Source organism: Chitinimonas lacunae, from assembly GCF_042650885.1.
GTDB lineage: Bacteria > Pseudomonadota > Gammaproteobacteria > Burkholderiales > Chitinimonadaceae > Chitinimonas_A > Chitinimonas_A lacunae.
This window is the reverse complement of sequence record NZ_JBHSBU010000001.1, coordinates 4,181,207-4,198,403: the sequence shown is the minus strand read 5'-3', so window position 1 is coordinate 4,198,403 and position 17,197 is coordinate 4,181,207. Positions and strand designations below refer to the sequence as shown.

Sequence of the window (17,197 nt, the reverse complement as noted above, 5' to 3'; positions counted from 1 at the left end):
GTAATTTAGGCCATGGCTGCCTCGGGTTGCGTGACCGCAGGCAGACCGAACTGACGGCGCAGGCCTTCAAGACGCTGATCCTTGGCCAGCCACAGCTCGTGGACCCAGTTCTGCACCTGGGCACGGAATGCCGGGTCGCCACCGTAATCGCCGTTGATCAGATGGCGCGGAATCGGCGCCTCATGGATATGCACCACCACCCGGCGCACCTTGCCGCAGAGGAATTCCCAGAAGCTGGGCACCCCGTCGGGATAGAAGATGGTGACGTCGAGCAGCGACTGGAACCGCTCGCCCATCGCATTGAGCGCGAGCGCAATGCCGCCGGCCTTGGGCCGCAGCAGATGACGGTAGGGTGACTGCTGGGCGCGATGCTTGATCGGAGTGAAGCGGGTGCCTTCGAGGAAGTTGATCACCGAAGTCGGCACCAGCTTGAACTTCTCGCAGGCAGCCCGGGTAGTGCGTTGATCCTGGCCGCGCCGCTCGGGGTGTTTTTTCAGATAGGACTCGGAATAGCGCCGCATAAACGGGAAATCGAGCGCCCACCAGGCCAGCCCGATCACCGGCACGAAGATCAGCTCGCGCTTCAGGAAGAATTTCAGAAACGGAATGCGCCGGTTGAGGACCTTTTGCAACACAAAGATATCGACCCAACTTTGGTGATTGCTGTTGACCAGATACCAGCCCTGATAGCGCAGCCGCTCCAGCCCGTCGATCTGCCACTGCTGGCCTTGCTGCATCAGGCGAATCCAGACGCCGTTGAGCACGATCCAGCTCTCGGCCAGCCAGTTGAGCCAGCGGTCGACCTGCTTGCGTACCGGCTTGAAGGGAATCAACAGCTTAAGCAAGGCTGAGGGCAGGATAGCCGCCGCGCACAGCAGGGTATTGGCGCCCAGCAGCAAAGAAGCGATCACGCCGCGCAGCGGCGCCGGTAGAAACTTCATCATGGCGGGAAACGGTTTGGCGAAAAAGACCGCGCCGATTGTAACGCCTGCGGCTTTGCTGCGGGAAAACAACTGCTTAGGCCGGTCGGTTCATGCCGGGAGCATCAAACCGACCGGCCCAGGCGCCACCATCAAGCCGGCTCGGCCACCATGCCGTTATGACGCAGCAGGGCTTCCAGGCTCGGTTCGCGCCCACGGAAGGCCCGGAACGATTCGAGCGCCGGCCGGCTGCCGCCGACGGCCAGGATTTCTCGGCGGAAACGCTCACCCGTCTCGCTGTCGATGCCACCACGCTCTTCAAACGCGCCATAGGCATCGGCCGACAGCACTTCGGCCCATTTGTAGCTGAAATAGCCCGCGGCATAGCCACCCGAGAAGATATGGGTAAAGGCGCAAGGCAAGCGGTCGTAGGCAGGCGGCCGGTTGACCGCCACCTCGTCGCGCACGCGCTGCAACAGATCGAGCACGCGGTCGCGGCCGGGCAGGAAGCGGCTGTGCAGCTCCATGTCGAACAGGCCGAATTCGAGCTGACGCACGGTCTGCATACCGCTCAGGAAGTTCTTGGCCGCCAGCATCCGGTCGAACAGCTCACGCGGCAGCGGCTCACCGGTGTCGATATGGGCGCTCATGCCCGACACCACTTCCCACTCCCAGCAGAAGTTCTCCATGAACTGGCTCGGCAGCTCGACCGCGTCCCATTCGACGCCGTTGATGCCGGCCACGCCCAGCTCATCGACTTCGGTCAGCAGTTGATGCAAACCATGGCCGAACTCATGGAACAGGGTGATGACCTCGTCGTGGCTGAAGGTGGCCGGGCGGCTTTCGCTGCCGCGGCCGAAGTTGCAGGTCAGATAGACCAGCGGGGTCTGCTGGCCCGAGCCACGGCGGCGCCGGTTACGGCAGTCGTCCATCCAGGCACCGCCGCGCTTGTTGGGGCGGGCGTAGAGGTCCAGATAGAACTGGCCGACCAGCCGGCCTTCACGGTCGGTCAACCGGTAGAAACGGGCATCGGGATGCCACAACGGCGCTTCGTCGGCTTCGGCACGCACGCCGAACAGCTTTTCGATCACGCCAAACAGACCGGCCAGCACCACCGGTTCAGTGAAATGGGCTTTGACTTCCTGCTCGGAGAAGCTGTAACGCGCTTCCTTGAGCTTTTCCGACACAAACGGCACATCCCACGACGACAGATCGTGCAGCCCGAGCTGTTCGCGGGCGAACGCTTCCAGTTCGGCCCGGTCGCGCGCCGCAAACGGCTTGGCGCGGCGACCCAGATCGCGCAGGAACTCGAGCACCTGGGCCGGGCTCTCGGCCATCTTGGTGGCGAGCGAATAATCGCCATAGCCCGGATAGCCCAGCAGGCCGGCCAGTTCGGTGCGCAGCGTCAGTATCCGTTCGATCAGGCTGCTGTTATCGCGCTCGGCCGGGCCGAATTCGGAGGCCCGGGTGACATAGGCGTGATACAGCCGCTCGCGCAGGGCACGGTTCTCGCCGTACTGAAGCAGCGGCAGATAGCACGGCATATGCAGCGTCAGCTTGAAGCCGCTGCGACCTTCGGCTTCCGCTGCCGCGCGGCAGGCGGCTTTGACATCGTCGGGCACGCCGGCCAGTTCGGCCTCATCCTCGACGTAGTGGACAAAGGCGTCGGTCGCATCGAGCACATTCTGTTCGTATTTGGCGCTCAGGCTGGCCAGCTCTTCGCTGATCGCGGCAAAGCGGCGCTTGCCGGCTTCATCGAGTTCGGCGCCGCTCAGGCGGAAGTCGCGCAGGGCATTTTCGATGATCTTCTTCTGCGCCCGGCTCAGGTCCTGGTATTGCGGGCTGGCAGCGATCTTCTTGTATTGGGCAAACAGCGCCAGGTTTTGGCCGACTTCGGTCGAGAACTGGCTCAGTTTGGGCAGATTCTGGTTATAGGCTTCGCGCAGTGCCGGGGTATTGACCACGGCCTGTAGATGGTTGACCTGGTTCCAGGCGCGGCCGAGTCGCTCGGTGGCGTCGTCCAGCGGCGCGACAAAGCTGTCCCAGTCGGGGTCGGTCAGGGTTTCGGCCCGCGCAACGGCCGCGCGTGCCTCGTCAAGCAGGGTGTCGATTGCCGGCCCGATATGTTCGGGGCGGATCAGGTCGAAACGGGGAAGGGTCGAAAAATCGAGCAAAGGATTATCAGGCGTGGCCATGCGTATCGTCCTGGGCTGATGGGCTGGCGCGCAGTTTAGCAGGCTGGCGCGGGTTGTCGCTGCTATCTTGAGAAGGGGTCTCGTTCGGGGATCGACCATGCTGGCTGTTACCGGTTCCGCACGTCTGCGGGCGCTGTTCATCTGTGCCGGACTACTGATGGTACTGGTCGCGCTATGGCTATGGCGGGACTGGTCGCAACTGGGCGCACAGCAGGCCAGAACCAGCACGGCGCAACTGGCGGCGCAGCAGCTCGACGAGCTGCCCCAGGCCTGGCGTCTGGCCGCCCCCGACCTGGCCGCCCGGCTGCATCGGCTCGATGCGCTGCTGGCCGACTCCCCGGCCCAGCAAGCGCGACTGCGCCCACTGATGCAGGCGCCCTCCACGCCGCTCAACGCTACCCATCAGGCCCAACTTGAAGTGCTGCGGATCGAACAGGCCCGCAGCCGCCAGCAGGAGGAACTGCGGCTCGCCGCCGCCGGCCGCCAACTGGCACTGGCGGGCGCTGTGGCGCTGGGGCTGGCGCTGCTGTTATTGCTGCTGCTGCACTTTCATCTGGCAGAAGCCCGACGCCAGCAGTTGCGCCACCGCCAGACGATCGAGCGTCATAACGAGGATCTGAGCCAGTTGCTGGCCGAAGTCGGCCGCCATAACCGCAGCCTGGGCGCGCTGGCCGAATTGGCGCGCTTTCTCCAGTCCTGCGTCAGCCACGACGAAACCGCCCAATTGCTGCGTCATTTCCTGCCGCGACTGTTCCGGCTCGATGCCGGCGCCCTCTATCTGCCGGGCCGCTCGCACGATCAGCTGGAGCGGCGGGTGCAGTGGGGCGAGGGCGAGCAGGCGCTTCTGGTCGAAGTCGATCAGTGCTGGGCGCTGCGGCGTGCTCAGCCTTACCGACCGGGCGACGGCTCCGACCGGCTGGTCTGTGGCCATGCTGACGAGGGTGATTATCTGTGTCTGCCTTTGCTCGGCCGCGGCGAAGTCCTGGGCCTGCTCCATCTGATCGGCCCGCCGCAGGGCGACGACCAGCGTTTCGAGCAACGGCTCGCCGAGCTGGCGGCCGAGCTGGTGGCACTGTCGATCCTGACCCAGCGCCTGCAAAACCGGCTGCGCGAGCAGGCGATCCGCGATCCGCTGACCAATCTGTACAACCGGCGCTATTTCGAGGAAGCGGCCGAACACGAGCTGCTGCGTGCCGCGCGCCGACGACGGGACGGTCTCGATACCCATCTGACCCTGGTGCGGCTCGATATCGACCAGTTCAAGCGGCTCAATGACCGCTATGGCCACGATGCAGGCGATCTGGTGCTGCGCGAGACCGCCCGGCTGATCCGCGAGCAGTTGCGGCAAAGCGATCTCGTCAGCCGTTTCATCGATGAAGCCTTTGCCATCCTTCTGCCCGACTCCCCGCTCGACGACACGGTCTGCCGCGCCGAAACCCTGAGGCGGGCCATCTTACGTAATCGCTTGCAGCACAATGGCGCCCTGCTGCCTGAAATCAATGTCTCGCTCGGCGTTGCGGCCTATGGCCAGCACGGCGACGAACTGGCGCTGCTGCTGCAACGGGCCGAACAGGCGCTGCACGGTGCGCGTCAGGTCGGCGGCACCCGGGTGGCGGTGGCCGGCCCGGTTGATCGGGCCTGAAGCGGTATACTGCCGCCCTTCCCTTCTCTGGAGCTTTCCATGGCCATCCGTCCCTTCGCCGGCATCCGCCCCAGCGTTGCGCCCGATGCCTATGTCGATCCGTCGGCCCAGGTCATCGGCGACGTGACCCTGGCCGAGAACGTGTCGATCTGGCCCGGCGCCGTGGTGCGCGGCGACGTCAACGCCATCCGCATCGGCCGCGATACCAATATCCAGGATCTGGCCTGCCTCCACGTCACCCATAAGCGCGACAGCGACCCCGAGGGTGCGCCGCTGATCATCGGTGAGCGGGTCACCATCGGCCATTCGGTGGTGCTGCATGGCTGCACCATCCACGACGAATGCCTGATCGGCATCGGTACCATCGTGCTCGACCGCGCCGTGCTCGAACCGCGTGTGATGATCGGTGCAGGCAGCCTGGTGCCGCCGGGCAAGGTGCTCAAATCGGGCTGGCTCTATCTAGGTCGCCCGGTCAAGGAAGTCCGCCCGCTGACCGAAGCTGAACTGGCCCACTTTGCCTATTCGGCCCAGCACTACATCCGGCTGATGCGCAAATATCAGGACAGTGGAGAGTGAACGGTAGAAAAAAGGTGAGAAGGCTCTAGGAGGTAGCTATGCGTCATACGCATGATTTTTTCCTCCAATGCCGCTCCATATCTAGAAACTGAATAAATCTGATATTCCAATCTGACATAGCTGGCCATACTCTGGACTCCGCGACGGACACCTCGTCTATCGCTCGATGGTGTTCTCCGACCCGCGCCACGCCGAGACAGGTGGCAAAGGGAGGAAGTCGGCGGGAGTGCTCAGCGTCGGAAGTGGAAGCGGCACGCTTCGAGCAATCCAGCCCCGACAAAAAACCCGGCAGATGCCGGGTTTCTTGTCGGGCGGTCAGGTTTAGAAGCCGACCTGGAGACCGAAGGTCCAGTTGCCGCGCTTTTCGTCGTCGGTGGCGACGTCGCGCTGGTAGCTCAGGTAGCCGTCGACGTTCTTGGCCATTTCAAAGCGGGCGCCCAGGTTGACGGTGCCGAAGCTGCGGTCGGGGGTGAACACCGGCATTTCCATGGTGGAGCCGAGGTTGACCAGACCGGCGCGCACGGTGCGGTCGTTGTCCTTGCTGTCGTGGTAGAACATCAGCGAGCCGAACGGCACAAAGCCGCCCATCTTGGCTTCGGCGCGGGCGCCCAGGCCGAAGATCAGCTCCTCGACACGCTGCTGTTCAAAGCGCATGGCCGTGCTGCTGTTGCCCTGTTCGTTGTAGGTCGACACCTTGGCCGAACGGTAGGCAAGCGAAGCAAGCGGCGTGACCGAGAACTGGCCCATTGCCAGCTCATAGCCGGCATGGATACGCATACCGCTCTGATTACCGCTGGCATCCCCGCGCTCGACACGCACGGCCTGACCCAGGCGGATAGTGCGGTCGATCTTGTTGAAGCGGGTCTGGCCGAAGAACACTTCACCGCCCAGGCGGATGGCGCCCATATCGTAGCGGCCGAAAGCGGTCATCAGGCGATCCACGGCATTGAAGCCGCCGCGGTCGTTGCCGAAGCGGGTCTTGTGGTCCATCACGGTCAGCGCCACCCCGACCGAGGCGTTGCTGGTGGCTTGATAGTCGAGGCCGACGGTGGCAGCGCGATTGGTGCCGTCGTTGGCAAGGCTGTCGGCGGTACCGTCGAAATCACGGGTCTCGCGCGAGGCCGAGGCAAAGGCATCGACCTGACCGACCGACCGTGCGCCGGTCGGGCGGCCTTCGAGCGACTGGCGGGCCATCGACACACTGGCGTTCTGGCTGTTGACCAGTTGCGAGGCGAACATCGGGGCGTCGAGCACCGACACCATATAGTCGCCCATCAGGGCGTGGGCCAGCGGGGTCGGGTGGAATTCGTCGGAGAAGAAGAACGACTTGCTGGCGTCGAAGTTGGCGTCCTTGCTGGTACAGACGATGGCTTCGCGGCCGCAGGCGGTGCCGGTGGCGTTGTTGAAGCCGTAGGCGGTCGGGTTGGCCACCACTTCCTTCATCAGCCGGTTGACGTCCAGTTGCAGCACATTGCCCATGCCGGTCAGGCCGGCGTTGAGCAGCGGATGGAGCAGGCTGTCGACCAGCTGGCCGGCGCTGGCGCTGGCGACTGCGTAGTTCTTGCTGATCTGGCCAGTCAGGTTCTGGTTGAGCACCGCGCCCAGATTGCCGCTGATGCCGGCTGCGGCGGTCTCGGCCATGGCAGCCGGCAGTACGCCTGCCTGGACCAGCAGACCGGCGATCTGTTGACCGACAGCCTTGGAATAGGTGGTGACGATGGCCTGTTCAGCCGCCGTGCCAGCGGCCTTGATGGCTTCCTGCTGTTCAGCGGGCGTGGCACCGCCGGCGTTGAGCTTGGCGCGGGCAGCGGCGACGGCGGCGTCGCCGAGGGTGGCGCCGGCGTTGCGCAGAATCGATTGGGTCGCCGTCACCAACTGGGCATTGGCGGCCAGCGCCGGGTTGATGCCACCCAGCAGCTGGCGGGCGGTGGTTTCGGTGGCGGTACCGTTGACCACCGTGCTGGCGGCGGCGCGCGAGGTATCGAACATCAGACGCGGCACGCGGGCCAGATCGGGCACATTGACCACCACCACATATTTGGCGCCGAGCGCCTTGAGCTGACCGACCTGCTGCAGGGTGCTCTGTGCAGCGCCGCTGACCACGCGCTGGGCGTCGGCAGCGGTGCCGGTGGCACCGACGCGGAGCGCATCGGCGACATCGTTGCCGCCGACCCACACCACATGAAGGGCGTTGACATCGACCTGACCGCCATGGTCGCGCACATAGTTGCCGACCTGACTGCCGATGCTCAGGGCCGTGGTATTGGCGTTGCCATTGGCGCGGGCGCCGCCCTGGGCGTAGTTGTTGCCCTTGCCCAGGGTCGGGTTGATCGGGTTGACCGGGGTGACGGCAAAGCCATAGCGGCCAGCCACATAGTGGGCGTACAGCTTGGCGTCGTCGGTGGTGTTACGGGCGCCGGCCGGCAGGACACCGTAAGAAGTCGGCAGACCGCCGAACGCGCCGGAGTCGGTCAGGCTGTCGCCGAAGAAATACACATTGCTGAACGGCGCGGCCAGGGCCACCGGGGCGGCGGTGGCGGCAATGGCGGCGGCGAGCGCGGTGATGCGGAGGCGGCGGGTAATCATTATTGAAGGTCTCCGGGTGGATCAGGAAGGAGGAAGTCGTTCTGAATCAATGGTGTTAGAATGCGCGCCCGCCCCAGTCAGATGAGCTTGCAAGCCGCATCCAGCCTTGGGGCGGGAAAAATCGGCTTCACTATAAAACACTACCGAGCGATTGCACTAGCGGCGACTCCCCCAGCTGGCCGGCATGACTGGCCCCGGGACCGCGCCCACCCTGCCATCGCTCGCTCAAGCAAGCGCTCGCTGTCCGGCTCGCCCGCTGCCGGACGCGGGCGCTTTTGTATGGTTTGCACAACAGGAGAATCGCATGGTCCGAAGCATCGACGTCGCGGTGATCGGCGCCGGCGCGGCCGGCATGATGGCCGCCGCCTCGGCCGCCCAGCGCGGATGTGGTGTGGTGCTGATCGACCACGCCGAACGGCTGGCCGAGAAAATCCGCATTTCAGGCGGTGGCCGCTGCAATTTCACCAATCTGCAAGCGCGCGCCGAGTGCTATCTGTCGCGCAACCCGCATTTCTGCAAGTCGGCACTGGCCCAATACACGGTGCGCGATTTCCTCGATCTGGTCGAAAGCTATCGCATTGGCTACCACGAGAAAAAACTCGGCCAGCTGTTCTGCGACGAGGGCTCGCAACAGATCATCGATCTGCTCAAGTCCGAATGCGACAAGGCAGGTGTTGTATGGCGGATGGCCACCCCCGTCGGCGCCATCGAACAGGTCGAACACGGCTTCCGGCTGGCTGCCGGCAATGAAGTCTGGGACTGCCGCAGCCTGATCATTGCCACGGGCGGCCTGTCGATCCCCCCGATCGGCGCCACCGGCTTTGGCTACGACCTGGCGCGCCAATTCGGCCTTCCCATCGTCCCGACCGCCCCGGCCCTGGTGCCGCTGACCTTCGAGCCCAAGGACCTGTACGCCGACCTCTCCGGCGTCTCGATCGACTGCGAGGTCAGCCTTGGCCATGCGAGCTTCCGCGAAAACGTGCTGTTCACCCATAAAGGCGTGTCCGGCCCGGCCATTCTGCAAATCTCGTCCTACTGGTCGCCCGGCCAGGCCCTCTCGCTCGACCTGCTGCCCGGCCGCGACGCCCGCGCCCTGTTTGCCGAAGCGGCCCGCTCCGAGGTGCTGCTGCCCAATCTGCTGGCCGAATGGCTGCCCAAGCGCTTTGCCCAGGCATTCTGTGCCGCGCAGCTCGATATCCGACCGATGAAACAGTATCTGCCACGCGAGCTCGAACTGGTCGCCAGCCGGCTGCACGACTGGCGGGTGATCCCAAGCGGCACGGTCGGCTACAAAAAAGCCGAGGTGACACGCGGTGGCGTCGATACGGCGGCGCTGTCGTCCAAGACCATGGCCGCCAAATCGGTGCCCGGGCTGTTCTTTGTCGGCGAAGTGGTCGATGTCACCGGCTGGCTCGGCGGCTACAACTTCCAATGGGCCTGGTCGTCGGGTTGGGTGGCAGGACAGAACGCCTGAAGCACCGGACCACTTGCCGCCTCCAAGCCCACAACAACCATCGGGGCCGCCCCGACAGCACCCAAGGGCGTACTGGGAGGCGGGTGAATTAGACAGGGGATGGACAGGGAAGAGAGGGAAATAGAGGGGAGCCGGCTGATGGAGGAAACCGGCGCTTGGCGATGACAGCCGTTATCTTGGACAGTCCGGATCTATCTATTAATTTTCTTTTCTATTCAACCATTGATCTAGCACTCATATTTCCTGAAATTTTCCATTCTCCTCAGCCCACTATTCATCCGCCATCCTGTCAGGCACAGATGAGCTGCTAGGCGACAGCAGCTCGCGCACCCGTTTCTGCAAGACGGCATCGGCGGGCGGGTGCATCAAACTGAGGCTTTCCTCGGCGCCGAGGCGGTAGCTGTCGTTGCCGGTGGCGCGAAAGCATTTGGCAGCGGTATTGGCGGCCAGCGACAGCAGCCGGTTATTGCGGGTCTCGCGACCGGCCTGGATCAGCTGATCGGCAGCGCTGACCAGATCACCGTCCACCACTGCCTGGGCGGCTTCATTGGCGGTCTGGGTGATATAGAGCGAGCCCTCTTCGACCACCTGGGCCAGCTTCTCCCGGCTCAGCACCCGATAGGCCAACAGCTCCTCGATCTGCCGGCTCGCGGCAAAACGCAGCACCAGCGGCCGCATCCATTCGGCCAGGGTCGGCACGATATCGTCGGCGTAGAGTCGTTCGACCACCGACAGATAGTCGAGCGTGAATTCGAGATCGACTTCGGGCGAATCCCAGTTGGCGGCCAGTTTGCGCATCCGGTCGATTGCCGACAGCGGCTCGCGTCGGGCGATCGACTCGACCGCCTGGGCCAGCTCGCAATACCACTCACCCAGCATCCCGGCCTGCTCGCCACGCTCCTGCTTGCGCTTGGTCTGCATCTGCTTGACCAGGCTCAGCCCGTCGGGCGTCACCCCCTTGCTGAGCTGCATTAGGACGAGCTTGAAGACGGCACGGAAATCGAGTCCGATCGCCTTGCCATTGATGCGTACCGCACGGCCCAGATAGTCGGACGCCTTATCGAGGTCGCCCAGGCTATACGCCAGCTGACCGGCCTGTTGCAGCCGCTTGAGACTGTGCGGGGAGATGCGGATCGCCTGTTCGGTCACATCGAGCAGATCGGCAAAGCGTTCCTGGCTCAGGAACAGGTCGCCCAACTGGTTGTAGACCGGCAGATAGCGGGTATGCTCGGCCAGAATATCGCGCATCGCCTGCTCGGCCGTTTCGCCGTCGCCCTGCTTGAGCGCCACCCGGGCCAGACCGAACTTGGCCCAGGCCAGATTGCGGCCGCCGCTCAAGATCTTGCGATACAGCGTGGCGGCCTCGTCATAGCGCTCCAGCCGATACAGGATCTGGGCCGCCAGCCTGACCACATCGTTGAGATACGGGGTCTTGGAAGACATCATCTGCTGCGCCACCCGCAGGGCCTGGTGGTAGTCCTTGGCGTGCAGCGCCTCGTAGATGTCGATCAGGGTCTCGCGGCGCAGAAAGGCGCGCTCGATCCGCTCGCTCAGGGCACCGGCCTGCACCGGCTTGAGCATATATTCGTCAGGAGTCTCCTCGGCGACGCCGACCACCTTGGGATAGCTCGACTCGGCCGTCACCACGATAAAGATCGTCGACATCGGCAGCGCCTTCTTGGCGCGCAGCTCTTCGAGCAGATCCTGGCCGGTTTCCTCGTTGCCGCCGAAATCGAATTCGCACAGCACGATATCGAAGCGATGCTCAAGCAGCTTGCGGCGCGCTTCCGAGATCGTCGAAGCGGTATCGACCTTGTTGATTTCCAGCCCCTGAAGGATCGTGCGCAGCGACATGCGCACGGAGGAGGACGGATCGGCGATCAGGGCGGATAGGGACATGGTGGGGGACGAGTGGACGGATGTTTTTCTACATGATAGCCAGTGTCCCCCCGTTTTTCGGCCTAGTGTACCGGTTCGGGTGCAACCACCAGACCGTCCTCATCGGCATAGAGCCAGTGGCCCGGGGTAAAGCTCACGCCGGCGAAACGCACGATCTGGCCGCTGCTGCCCTCCCCTTTCTTCAGGCTTTTGCGCGGATGGGTGGCCAGGGCGCGCACGCCGAAGTCCAGACCGTCGATTTCCACGCTATCGCGGATACAGCCCCATACCACGATGCCGGCCCAGCCGTTGCTCACCGCCAGCTGGCCCAGTTGGCCGCCGACCAGGGCACAGCGCAGGCTGCCGCCGCCGTCGATCACCAGCACCCGGCCATGGCCGGGGGTTTCGAGGGTGGCGCGCACCAGGGTGTTGTCTTCAAAGACCTTGAGCGTATGGATAGGACCGGCAAACTGGGCACGCAGGCCAAAAGCGCGGAAGATCGGCTCGGCCACCTGGACCCGTTCGCCATGATGGTCGCTGATATCGGCGGTCTGGAAATTCATAAAGGTTTCCTCTGGGTGAGTGATGGAACCGGCCCAGCCTAGTCGAGGATCCGCCTCAAGGTAAAGCCAAGTGGCGCCAGCATGCCGCCCCCACGGAGAAACCGATGGAAAACCAACTCGAACGCCGTATCCGCGACTATCTGAACCAGGGCAGCCCGGTGGCGGCGCAACCGTCCAGGCCCCACGGCAGCGCTGTTTCGTCCCTATCGAGCCGCTTCCCGCCCCCGGTATTGCCCGCGAAGAACGGCGCTATCTCAACTCGCGCCATTCGATGTGGGAATACTGGCATTACCGCATCCGCCGCATCGTATTGCAGGCCGGCTGGGAAGTGGATCAATGGCATTACGACCATTATCTGATCGCCGATGACAGCCTGATCACCACCGATGAGGAAATGTTTTTCATCGCGCTGAAACCTTGGCTGCCTGATGTTGCACTTTTGCGCCATTCAAGCCAGTCGTACTGTCCGCTATAAGCCGCAGGTGGAAATGGATTATTGATTGCGGCACATATATCCAATAATTGCCGCCATAACACAAAATCCCGCCGATCAAAACCTGCAATTGCAGTAGTTATTTGCTGATCCGACTTGGCTACACTGCCCTTCATCGCATCGTTGAACAGGGCGAGATGTTTATTGGCGAGAATGTCCGGGAAATAAACTGAAATAGACGCGAATCACTGCAAATCACTTTGGATAATTGTCGATACTCTACCGCAGAACCCTCCCCCTTTTTATTTCCGGCGAGATGACTCCATCTCGCTTTTTTCTTTTTTTGCCCGTCTTCTACCGCTTCCGCCCGACAATCAAACACGCTGTTTTCATTGCCAGCGCTTACAGAGAAGCAAATCCGAATATCGCCAACAACAGATAAATACGGCTCAGGCAGCCCGAAAAAATCTGTCGAATACCTGCAATTGCAGTAGTTATTTCTACCGGCGTCGGCGATACACTGGCCTCACTGTTTTCCAAGGAAAACACGAAGACAGGGCCGAGAAAAGCCAGCACCTTCCTGGCAGCACTCCCGTCTACTGGCTGTAGGATCTGTCTTGGCGATAGCATTTGAGGAGTGAGGAAATTTTATTCTTATAGATTAGGATACCGCGTAGTTATATCGATTCTGATGGTTTACCTTCCTGTTCAGCGAGATGCCTCCCATCTCGCTTTTTCTTTTTATCGCCTCAATACAGATAAACCGTCGAGGAAGCCGGCTCCCAACGCGGCAGGCTGCGTTCGAGATGGGCGGCCAGCGCCAGGATGCCCGCCTCGTCCCAATGGCGGCCGACGATCTGTAGCGCGATCGGCAGATTGCCATGACGCGCCACCGGCAACGCCACCACGGGCGAACCGGACAGACTGAACGGAAACACATAGGAATAGGCCGAGGTGTCATTGAGCGACTCGCCCGGCGCAAACGCCACATCGGGGTAGACCGGACAGATCAGCGCATCGTAGTCGCGGAAGAACGCCGCCAGCTGGTAGCGGAAGTCATCCATCAGGTTCAGATCGGCCCGCAGCATATCGACGCTGCTCTCCAGTCCTTCGCTGTGCGCCAACAACTCTTCAAGCGGCGCCGAGAAATCACGCTTGCCGATGGCGTCGAACAGCCGCCGCCAGCCACGCCCGCCGTCGCCGCCCATCACAAAGGCACGCCACAGGGTATGGAATGCCTGGTCGAGCAAAGGCGGCATCGCCATATCGACCAGGGCCACCTGATCGACCAATTGCGCCGCCACGCTCTCCAGCGCCCGCCGCACCGGTGGCGTCGGGATGCTCTGCGGCGTGGTCGGACAGATCGCCACCCGCATGCCGGCAATCGAGCGCTCACGGTAGTCGGGCCACGGCACATCGACCGTATCGGGATCGATGCCATCGCCGCCGGCCATCAAACGGCCCAGCAGCGCCACATCGTCGATATAGCGGCCCAGGGCGCCAAAGGTCGAGATCATATGGAATACCCCGGAACGCTCATTGGGGTACTGACCGGTCAGTGGTACGCGCCATTGGGTGGGCTTGAGTCCGCACACCCCGCAGAAATGCGCCGGAATACGGATGCTGCCGCAGGCATCGGACGCCAGTCCAGCTGGTGAGCAGCCTGCGGCAATCGCTGCGGCCTCGCCACCGCTGCTGCCACCGGGCGAACGTTGCAGATCGTGCGGGTTGCGGGTGGCGCCATAGAGCAGATTGTCGGTTTCAAACGCCATGCAGAATTCGGGGACATTGCTGATCCCCAGCACAATGGCCCCTGCCGCCCGCAGACGGGCAACGGCAGTGGCGTCGTGCTCGCTCGGTTCGCCGCGCAGCTCGGCCACCCCGCGCGACATGCGAAAGCCACGGACATGGCAGGCGTCCTTGATGGTCAGCGGAATCCCATGCAGAGGGCCGCGCACCCGCTCGCTGCGCAGCTCGGCATCGGCCTGGCGGGCCTGTTCCAGCAGCGATTCGGTCGAGGGTCGCTGGATCACCGCATTCAAGGTCGGGTTGAGGGCGTCGAGTCGCTGTAGGTAGTGGGTTACCAGTTCGACACTGGTCAGCCGGCCGCGCTGCAACAGCGCGCCCAGTTCGCGAAGCGTGAGTTCGTCAATACAGAACATGGGAAAAGGCATCGTCCTCTTGCGCCCCTGGCAGGGCGCATCGACTAGAAAAGCCGCTTCGCCCAGGCGAAAACGGCGCAGGAGAAGTGGCAGCCATGCATTTTTCGCATGCCTTATTGCCTGAATGCCACTTCCAATCTTGAATTATGTTTTTTCCGATATGATATTAACGCATACCTCATTACAGCAAGCGCCACCCTGGCTTCAGTGCCTTTCCAGATCATCGGGCATCAGCGTGTCCCGACCTCAAAGCGCAGGCCTACAGCGCGCCATCAGGCTTAGCCGCGACGTCGATCTACAGGGCAATGCGCTAGCCCAAGCGGCGTAGCAATCGATTGGGCAGGGCATACATCCGGTTCACGAAACGCTCCATCAGCGCCAGCGCCAGACGGGGCTTGCGCTCGATCAGCGCCAGCGACTCGGCGGTCAGCGCCAGCACCTGATCGATGGTCTCGGGCTCGACTGCCAGCGGCGGATAGAAACGCAGCACCGGCGCCTTGGCGCGCTCGTTCATCGAGTGGCCGACATGCACGCCGCGCTTGGTCAATTCCATACTGAGCAGCGACTCGCACGCCGCGCCGCGCAGCCGCAGACCGGCCATCAGGCCGATGCCGGGCGCGTCGATCACCGTGCGCGGGAAACACCGCGCCAGTTCACGCAGCCCCGTACACAGCCGCTCGCCTTGCCGGGCGGCACGCTCGACCAGCTGTTCGGACTCGATCACATCGAGCGCCGCCAGCGCCGCCTCGCAGGCAAACGGATGGCCGCCCTGGCTGCTCCCCCAGCGATCGACCTGCTCGACCGGACAGCGTGCCGACAGCGCCGCGCCATACATCACGCAGGCAATCGAGGCGTAGCCGCCGGTCAGGCCCTTTGACAGCACCAGCATATCGGGCACCACCGCGTCGTATTCGCAGGCGAACATCCGGCCGCAGCGGCCAAAGGCGGTCTGGATTTCATCGGCCACCAGCAAGACGCCCGCGGCGTCGCAGAGACGGCGCAGCTCGGCCAGATAGCCAGGCGGCGGGACGGTCAGATGCATACCGCCCAGAATCGGCTCGATATAGACCGCGGCCACCGTGTCGTCGATCGCGGCCCGCAGCGCCGCGATATCGCCATAGGGCAGGAATTCCACCGCATTGGTGACAGGGCCGAAGCTCGTATCGGTACGGTTCTGCCCCAGGACGCTCATCGCCGCCAAGGTCTTGCCATGGTAGCTGTCGGCCATGGCCAGGATGCGCCGGCGCGGGGCCTGCACGGCCAGCACATAGCGCAGCGTCTGCTCGATCGCCTCGGCGCCCGAGTTCATATAGTGGACTTCGCCCCAGTCGCCCGGCGCCAGCGCCGCCAGCCGGGCCGACAGTGCGGCGCGGCTCGGATGGCTGGTGCCCGGCGGCAGCCAGGCCAGTTGTTCGAGCGCCTGCTGGATACGTTCGGCCACCAGCGGATGGCGATGGCCGACGATGAATACGCCGTAGCTACAGGCGAAATCGATATAGCGACGGCCATCGCGGCCATGCACCACTCCGCCTTCGGCTGCCGTTTCCACATCGCTGTGGGCGATCCGGTACAACTTGGCGGCCGCAGCGCTCCAGTGGCGCTCGCAGCGGTCGAGCAATACGGCGCGTTCAGTGCTGGCCGACATGGATCAGGCTCCTTTCGATGGCCAGGGCGGCACGCCGCAATACCTCGGGTCGTGCCAGCGCCGGCGCACGCAGGGTCAGCACCGACCCGGCCTCGCGCCGCACCAGCACGCCTTCTTCGCGCAGACGGTCGGCCCATAGCGCCGCGTCCACCCCGTCCGGGCAACGCAAGCCGACCACAGCGCCTTCGACGGCGACCACCAGCGGGCTCAGCGCATCGGCCAGAAGGCGGCCGGCTTCGCGGCAGCGCGCCGGGGCGTCGAGCCCGACCGCCAGATCGAGCGCGGCCAGCGCGGCGACGCAGGCCAGCGGATTGCCGGCCGTGGTGCTGCCATGCTTGGCGGGCGAGCTGCGCCCGTAGACGCGGTAGGCCGCTTCGGCGCTGCCGACAAAGCAGCCGATCGGCACCATGCCGCCGCCGAGCGCGCCGCCCAGCACCAGCAGGTCGGGAATCGGATCGTCGCTGTCCAGGCCGAACAGCGAGCCAAGCTGGCCCAGGCAATGGTCGCTGGCATGGCAGATCAGCGGCACGCCGGCCTGGCGCGCCACGACTTGCAGCGCGGCCACCAGCTCGCGCGAAGTACGGCGCCAGCTACCGTCGGCCTCGCGGCGCAGCGGGGCGTAACACAGTGCATAACAGTCGGCCAGCATCGCCGGGTCGGGAATCGACTGATCGAGCCGCAGCACCTCGATGCCGAGAAAATCCGCCAGCGCCCGGTATTCCTCAGGCCAGGTCAGCAGACGGCCGTAGCTCAGACTGCCGTAGTCGCAGCCGGTCAGACAGGCGATGCGGCGGCGTTGCGGGGCGAGTCCCTTGCATTGCTTGAGCGCGCCTTCAAACGCCTCGTCGCCGCTATTGCAGACATAGCTGGTCGTCAAGGGCGCCGGCAGCAAAGTGGCCAGCCGATGGCACAGCTCGATCAGCGGTTCGCTGATCAATACCCGGTTCGACAGGCCCATCCGCGCCGACTGGGCGCGCACAGCCGCCGCCACCGACGGAGGACGGCAGCCAAGGCCGCCACCGGCCAGATCGATCAAGGCGTGGCCGCTGATGTCGTACAGGGTTTCATGCTCGCCGCGCACCAGCAAAGGCGGTGGCGGCGGCAGGCGGTCAGGCGCCGACAT

Annotated in this window: 12 protein-coding genes; 4 read left to right on the top strand and 8 right to left on the bottom strand. The window is 63.9% G+C overall.

Annotated elements, in window-relative coordinates:
- Positions 1-5: 5 nt before the first annotated feature.
- Both ACFOW7_RS18050 and ACFOW7_RS18045 read right to left on the bottom strand, forming a co-directional pair.
- A complete protein-coding gene (locus ACFOW7_RS18050; RefSeq protein ID WP_378166965.1) occupies positions 6-944 on the bottom strand; it encodes an acyltransferase in 939 nt (312 codons plus the stop codon).
- A gap of 128 nt (positions 945-1,072) precedes the next feature.
- Entirely contained in the window at positions 1,073-3,115 is a 2,043-nt protein-coding gene (locus tag ACFOW7_RS18045) for a M3 family metallopeptidase (RefSeq protein WP_378166961.1), read from the bottom strand.
- A gap of 97 nt (positions 3,116-3,212) precedes the next feature.
- On the opposite strand from ACFOW7_RS18045, the gene ACFOW7_RS18040 reads away from it, so the two are divergent.
- Positions 3,213-4,757, top strand: a complete 1,545-nt coding sequence (locus ACFOW7_RS18040; protein ID WP_378166959.1) for a sensor domain-containing diguanylate cyclase — start codon at positions 3,213-3,215, stop codon at positions 4,755-4,757.
- Positions 4,758-4,796: 39 nt separating this feature from the next.
- Positions 4,797-5,333 (top strand): gamma carbonic anhydrase family protein, encoded by a 537-nt coding sequence (locus ACFOW7_RS18035; protein WP_378166956.1) that lies wholly within the window; start codon positions 4,797-4,799, stop codon positions 5,331-5,333.
- A gap of 321 nt (positions 5,334-5,654) precedes the next feature.
- On the opposite strand, the gene ACFOW7_RS18030 is transcribed toward ACFOW7_RS18035, so the two are convergent.
- Complete coding sequence (locus tag ACFOW7_RS18030) at positions 5,655-7,919, bottom strand: autotransporter domain-containing protein (protein ID WP_378166953.1); 2,265 nt, start codon at positions 7,917-7,919, stop codon at positions 5,655-5,657.
- A gap of 304 nt (positions 7,920-8,223) precedes the next feature.
- On the opposite strand from ACFOW7_RS18030, the gene ACFOW7_RS18025 reads away from it, so the two are divergent.
- On the top strand, positions 8,224-9,393 hold the full coding sequence (locus tag ACFOW7_RS18025) for a BaiN/RdsA family NAD(P)/FAD-dependent oxidoreductase (protein WP_378166951.1): 1,170 nt from the start codon (positions 8,224-8,226) through the stop codon (positions 9,391-9,393).
- A gap of 270 nt (positions 9,394-9,663) precedes the next feature.
- On the opposite strand, the gene ACFOW7_RS18020 is transcribed toward ACFOW7_RS18025, so the two are convergent.
- Both ACFOW7_RS18020 and rraA read right to left on the bottom strand, forming a co-directional pair.
- Entirely contained in the window at positions 9,664-11,292 is a 1,629-nt protein-coding gene (locus ACFOW7_RS18020; protein ID WP_378166949.1) for a response regulator, read from the bottom strand.
- A 62-nt stretch (positions 11,293-11,354) separates the two neighbouring features.
- Positions 11,355-11,834: a ribonuclease E activity regulator RraA gene (rraA, locus tag ACFOW7_RS18015; protein WP_378166947.1), complete on the bottom strand. Its 480-nt coding sequence runs from the start codon at positions 11,832-11,834 to the stop codon at positions 11,355-11,357.
- Between the two features lie 70 nt (positions 11,835-11,904).
- Between rraA and ACFOW7_RS18010 the strand changes: the two genes are divergently transcribed.
- Positions 11,905-12,309 (top strand): hypothetical protein, encoded by a 405-nt coding sequence (locus ACFOW7_RS18010; RefSeq protein WP_378166945.1) that lies wholly within the window; start codon positions 11,905-11,907, stop codon positions 12,307-12,309.
- 707 nt (positions 12,310-13,016) lie between these two features.
- Here the strand turns inward: ACFOW7_RS18010 and ACFOW7_RS18005 are convergent.
- The 3 genes from ACFOW7_RS18005 to ACFOW7_RS17995 form a co-directional block, all read right to left on the bottom strand.
- Positions 13,017-14,429, bottom strand: a complete 1,413-nt coding sequence (locus ACFOW7_RS18005; protein ID WP_378166943.1) for an amidase — start codon at positions 14,427-14,429, stop codon at positions 13,017-13,019.
- 310 nt (positions 14,430-14,739) lie between these two features.
- Complete coding sequence (locus ACFOW7_RS18000) at positions 14,740-16,074, bottom strand: aspartate aminotransferase family protein (RefSeq protein WP_378166941.1); 1,335 nt, start codon at positions 16,072-16,074, stop codon at positions 14,740-14,742.
- The gene (locus ACFOW7_RS17995; protein ID WP_378166938.1) at positions 16,058-17,197 is read right to left on the bottom strand and encodes an aminotransferase class III-fold pyridoxal phosphate-dependent enzyme; all 1,140 of its coding nucleotides are present in this window, start codon (positions 17,195-17,197) and stop codon (positions 16,058-16,060) included. Before ACFOW7_RS17995 ends, ACFOW7_RS18000 begins: the two co-directional genes overlap by 17 nt.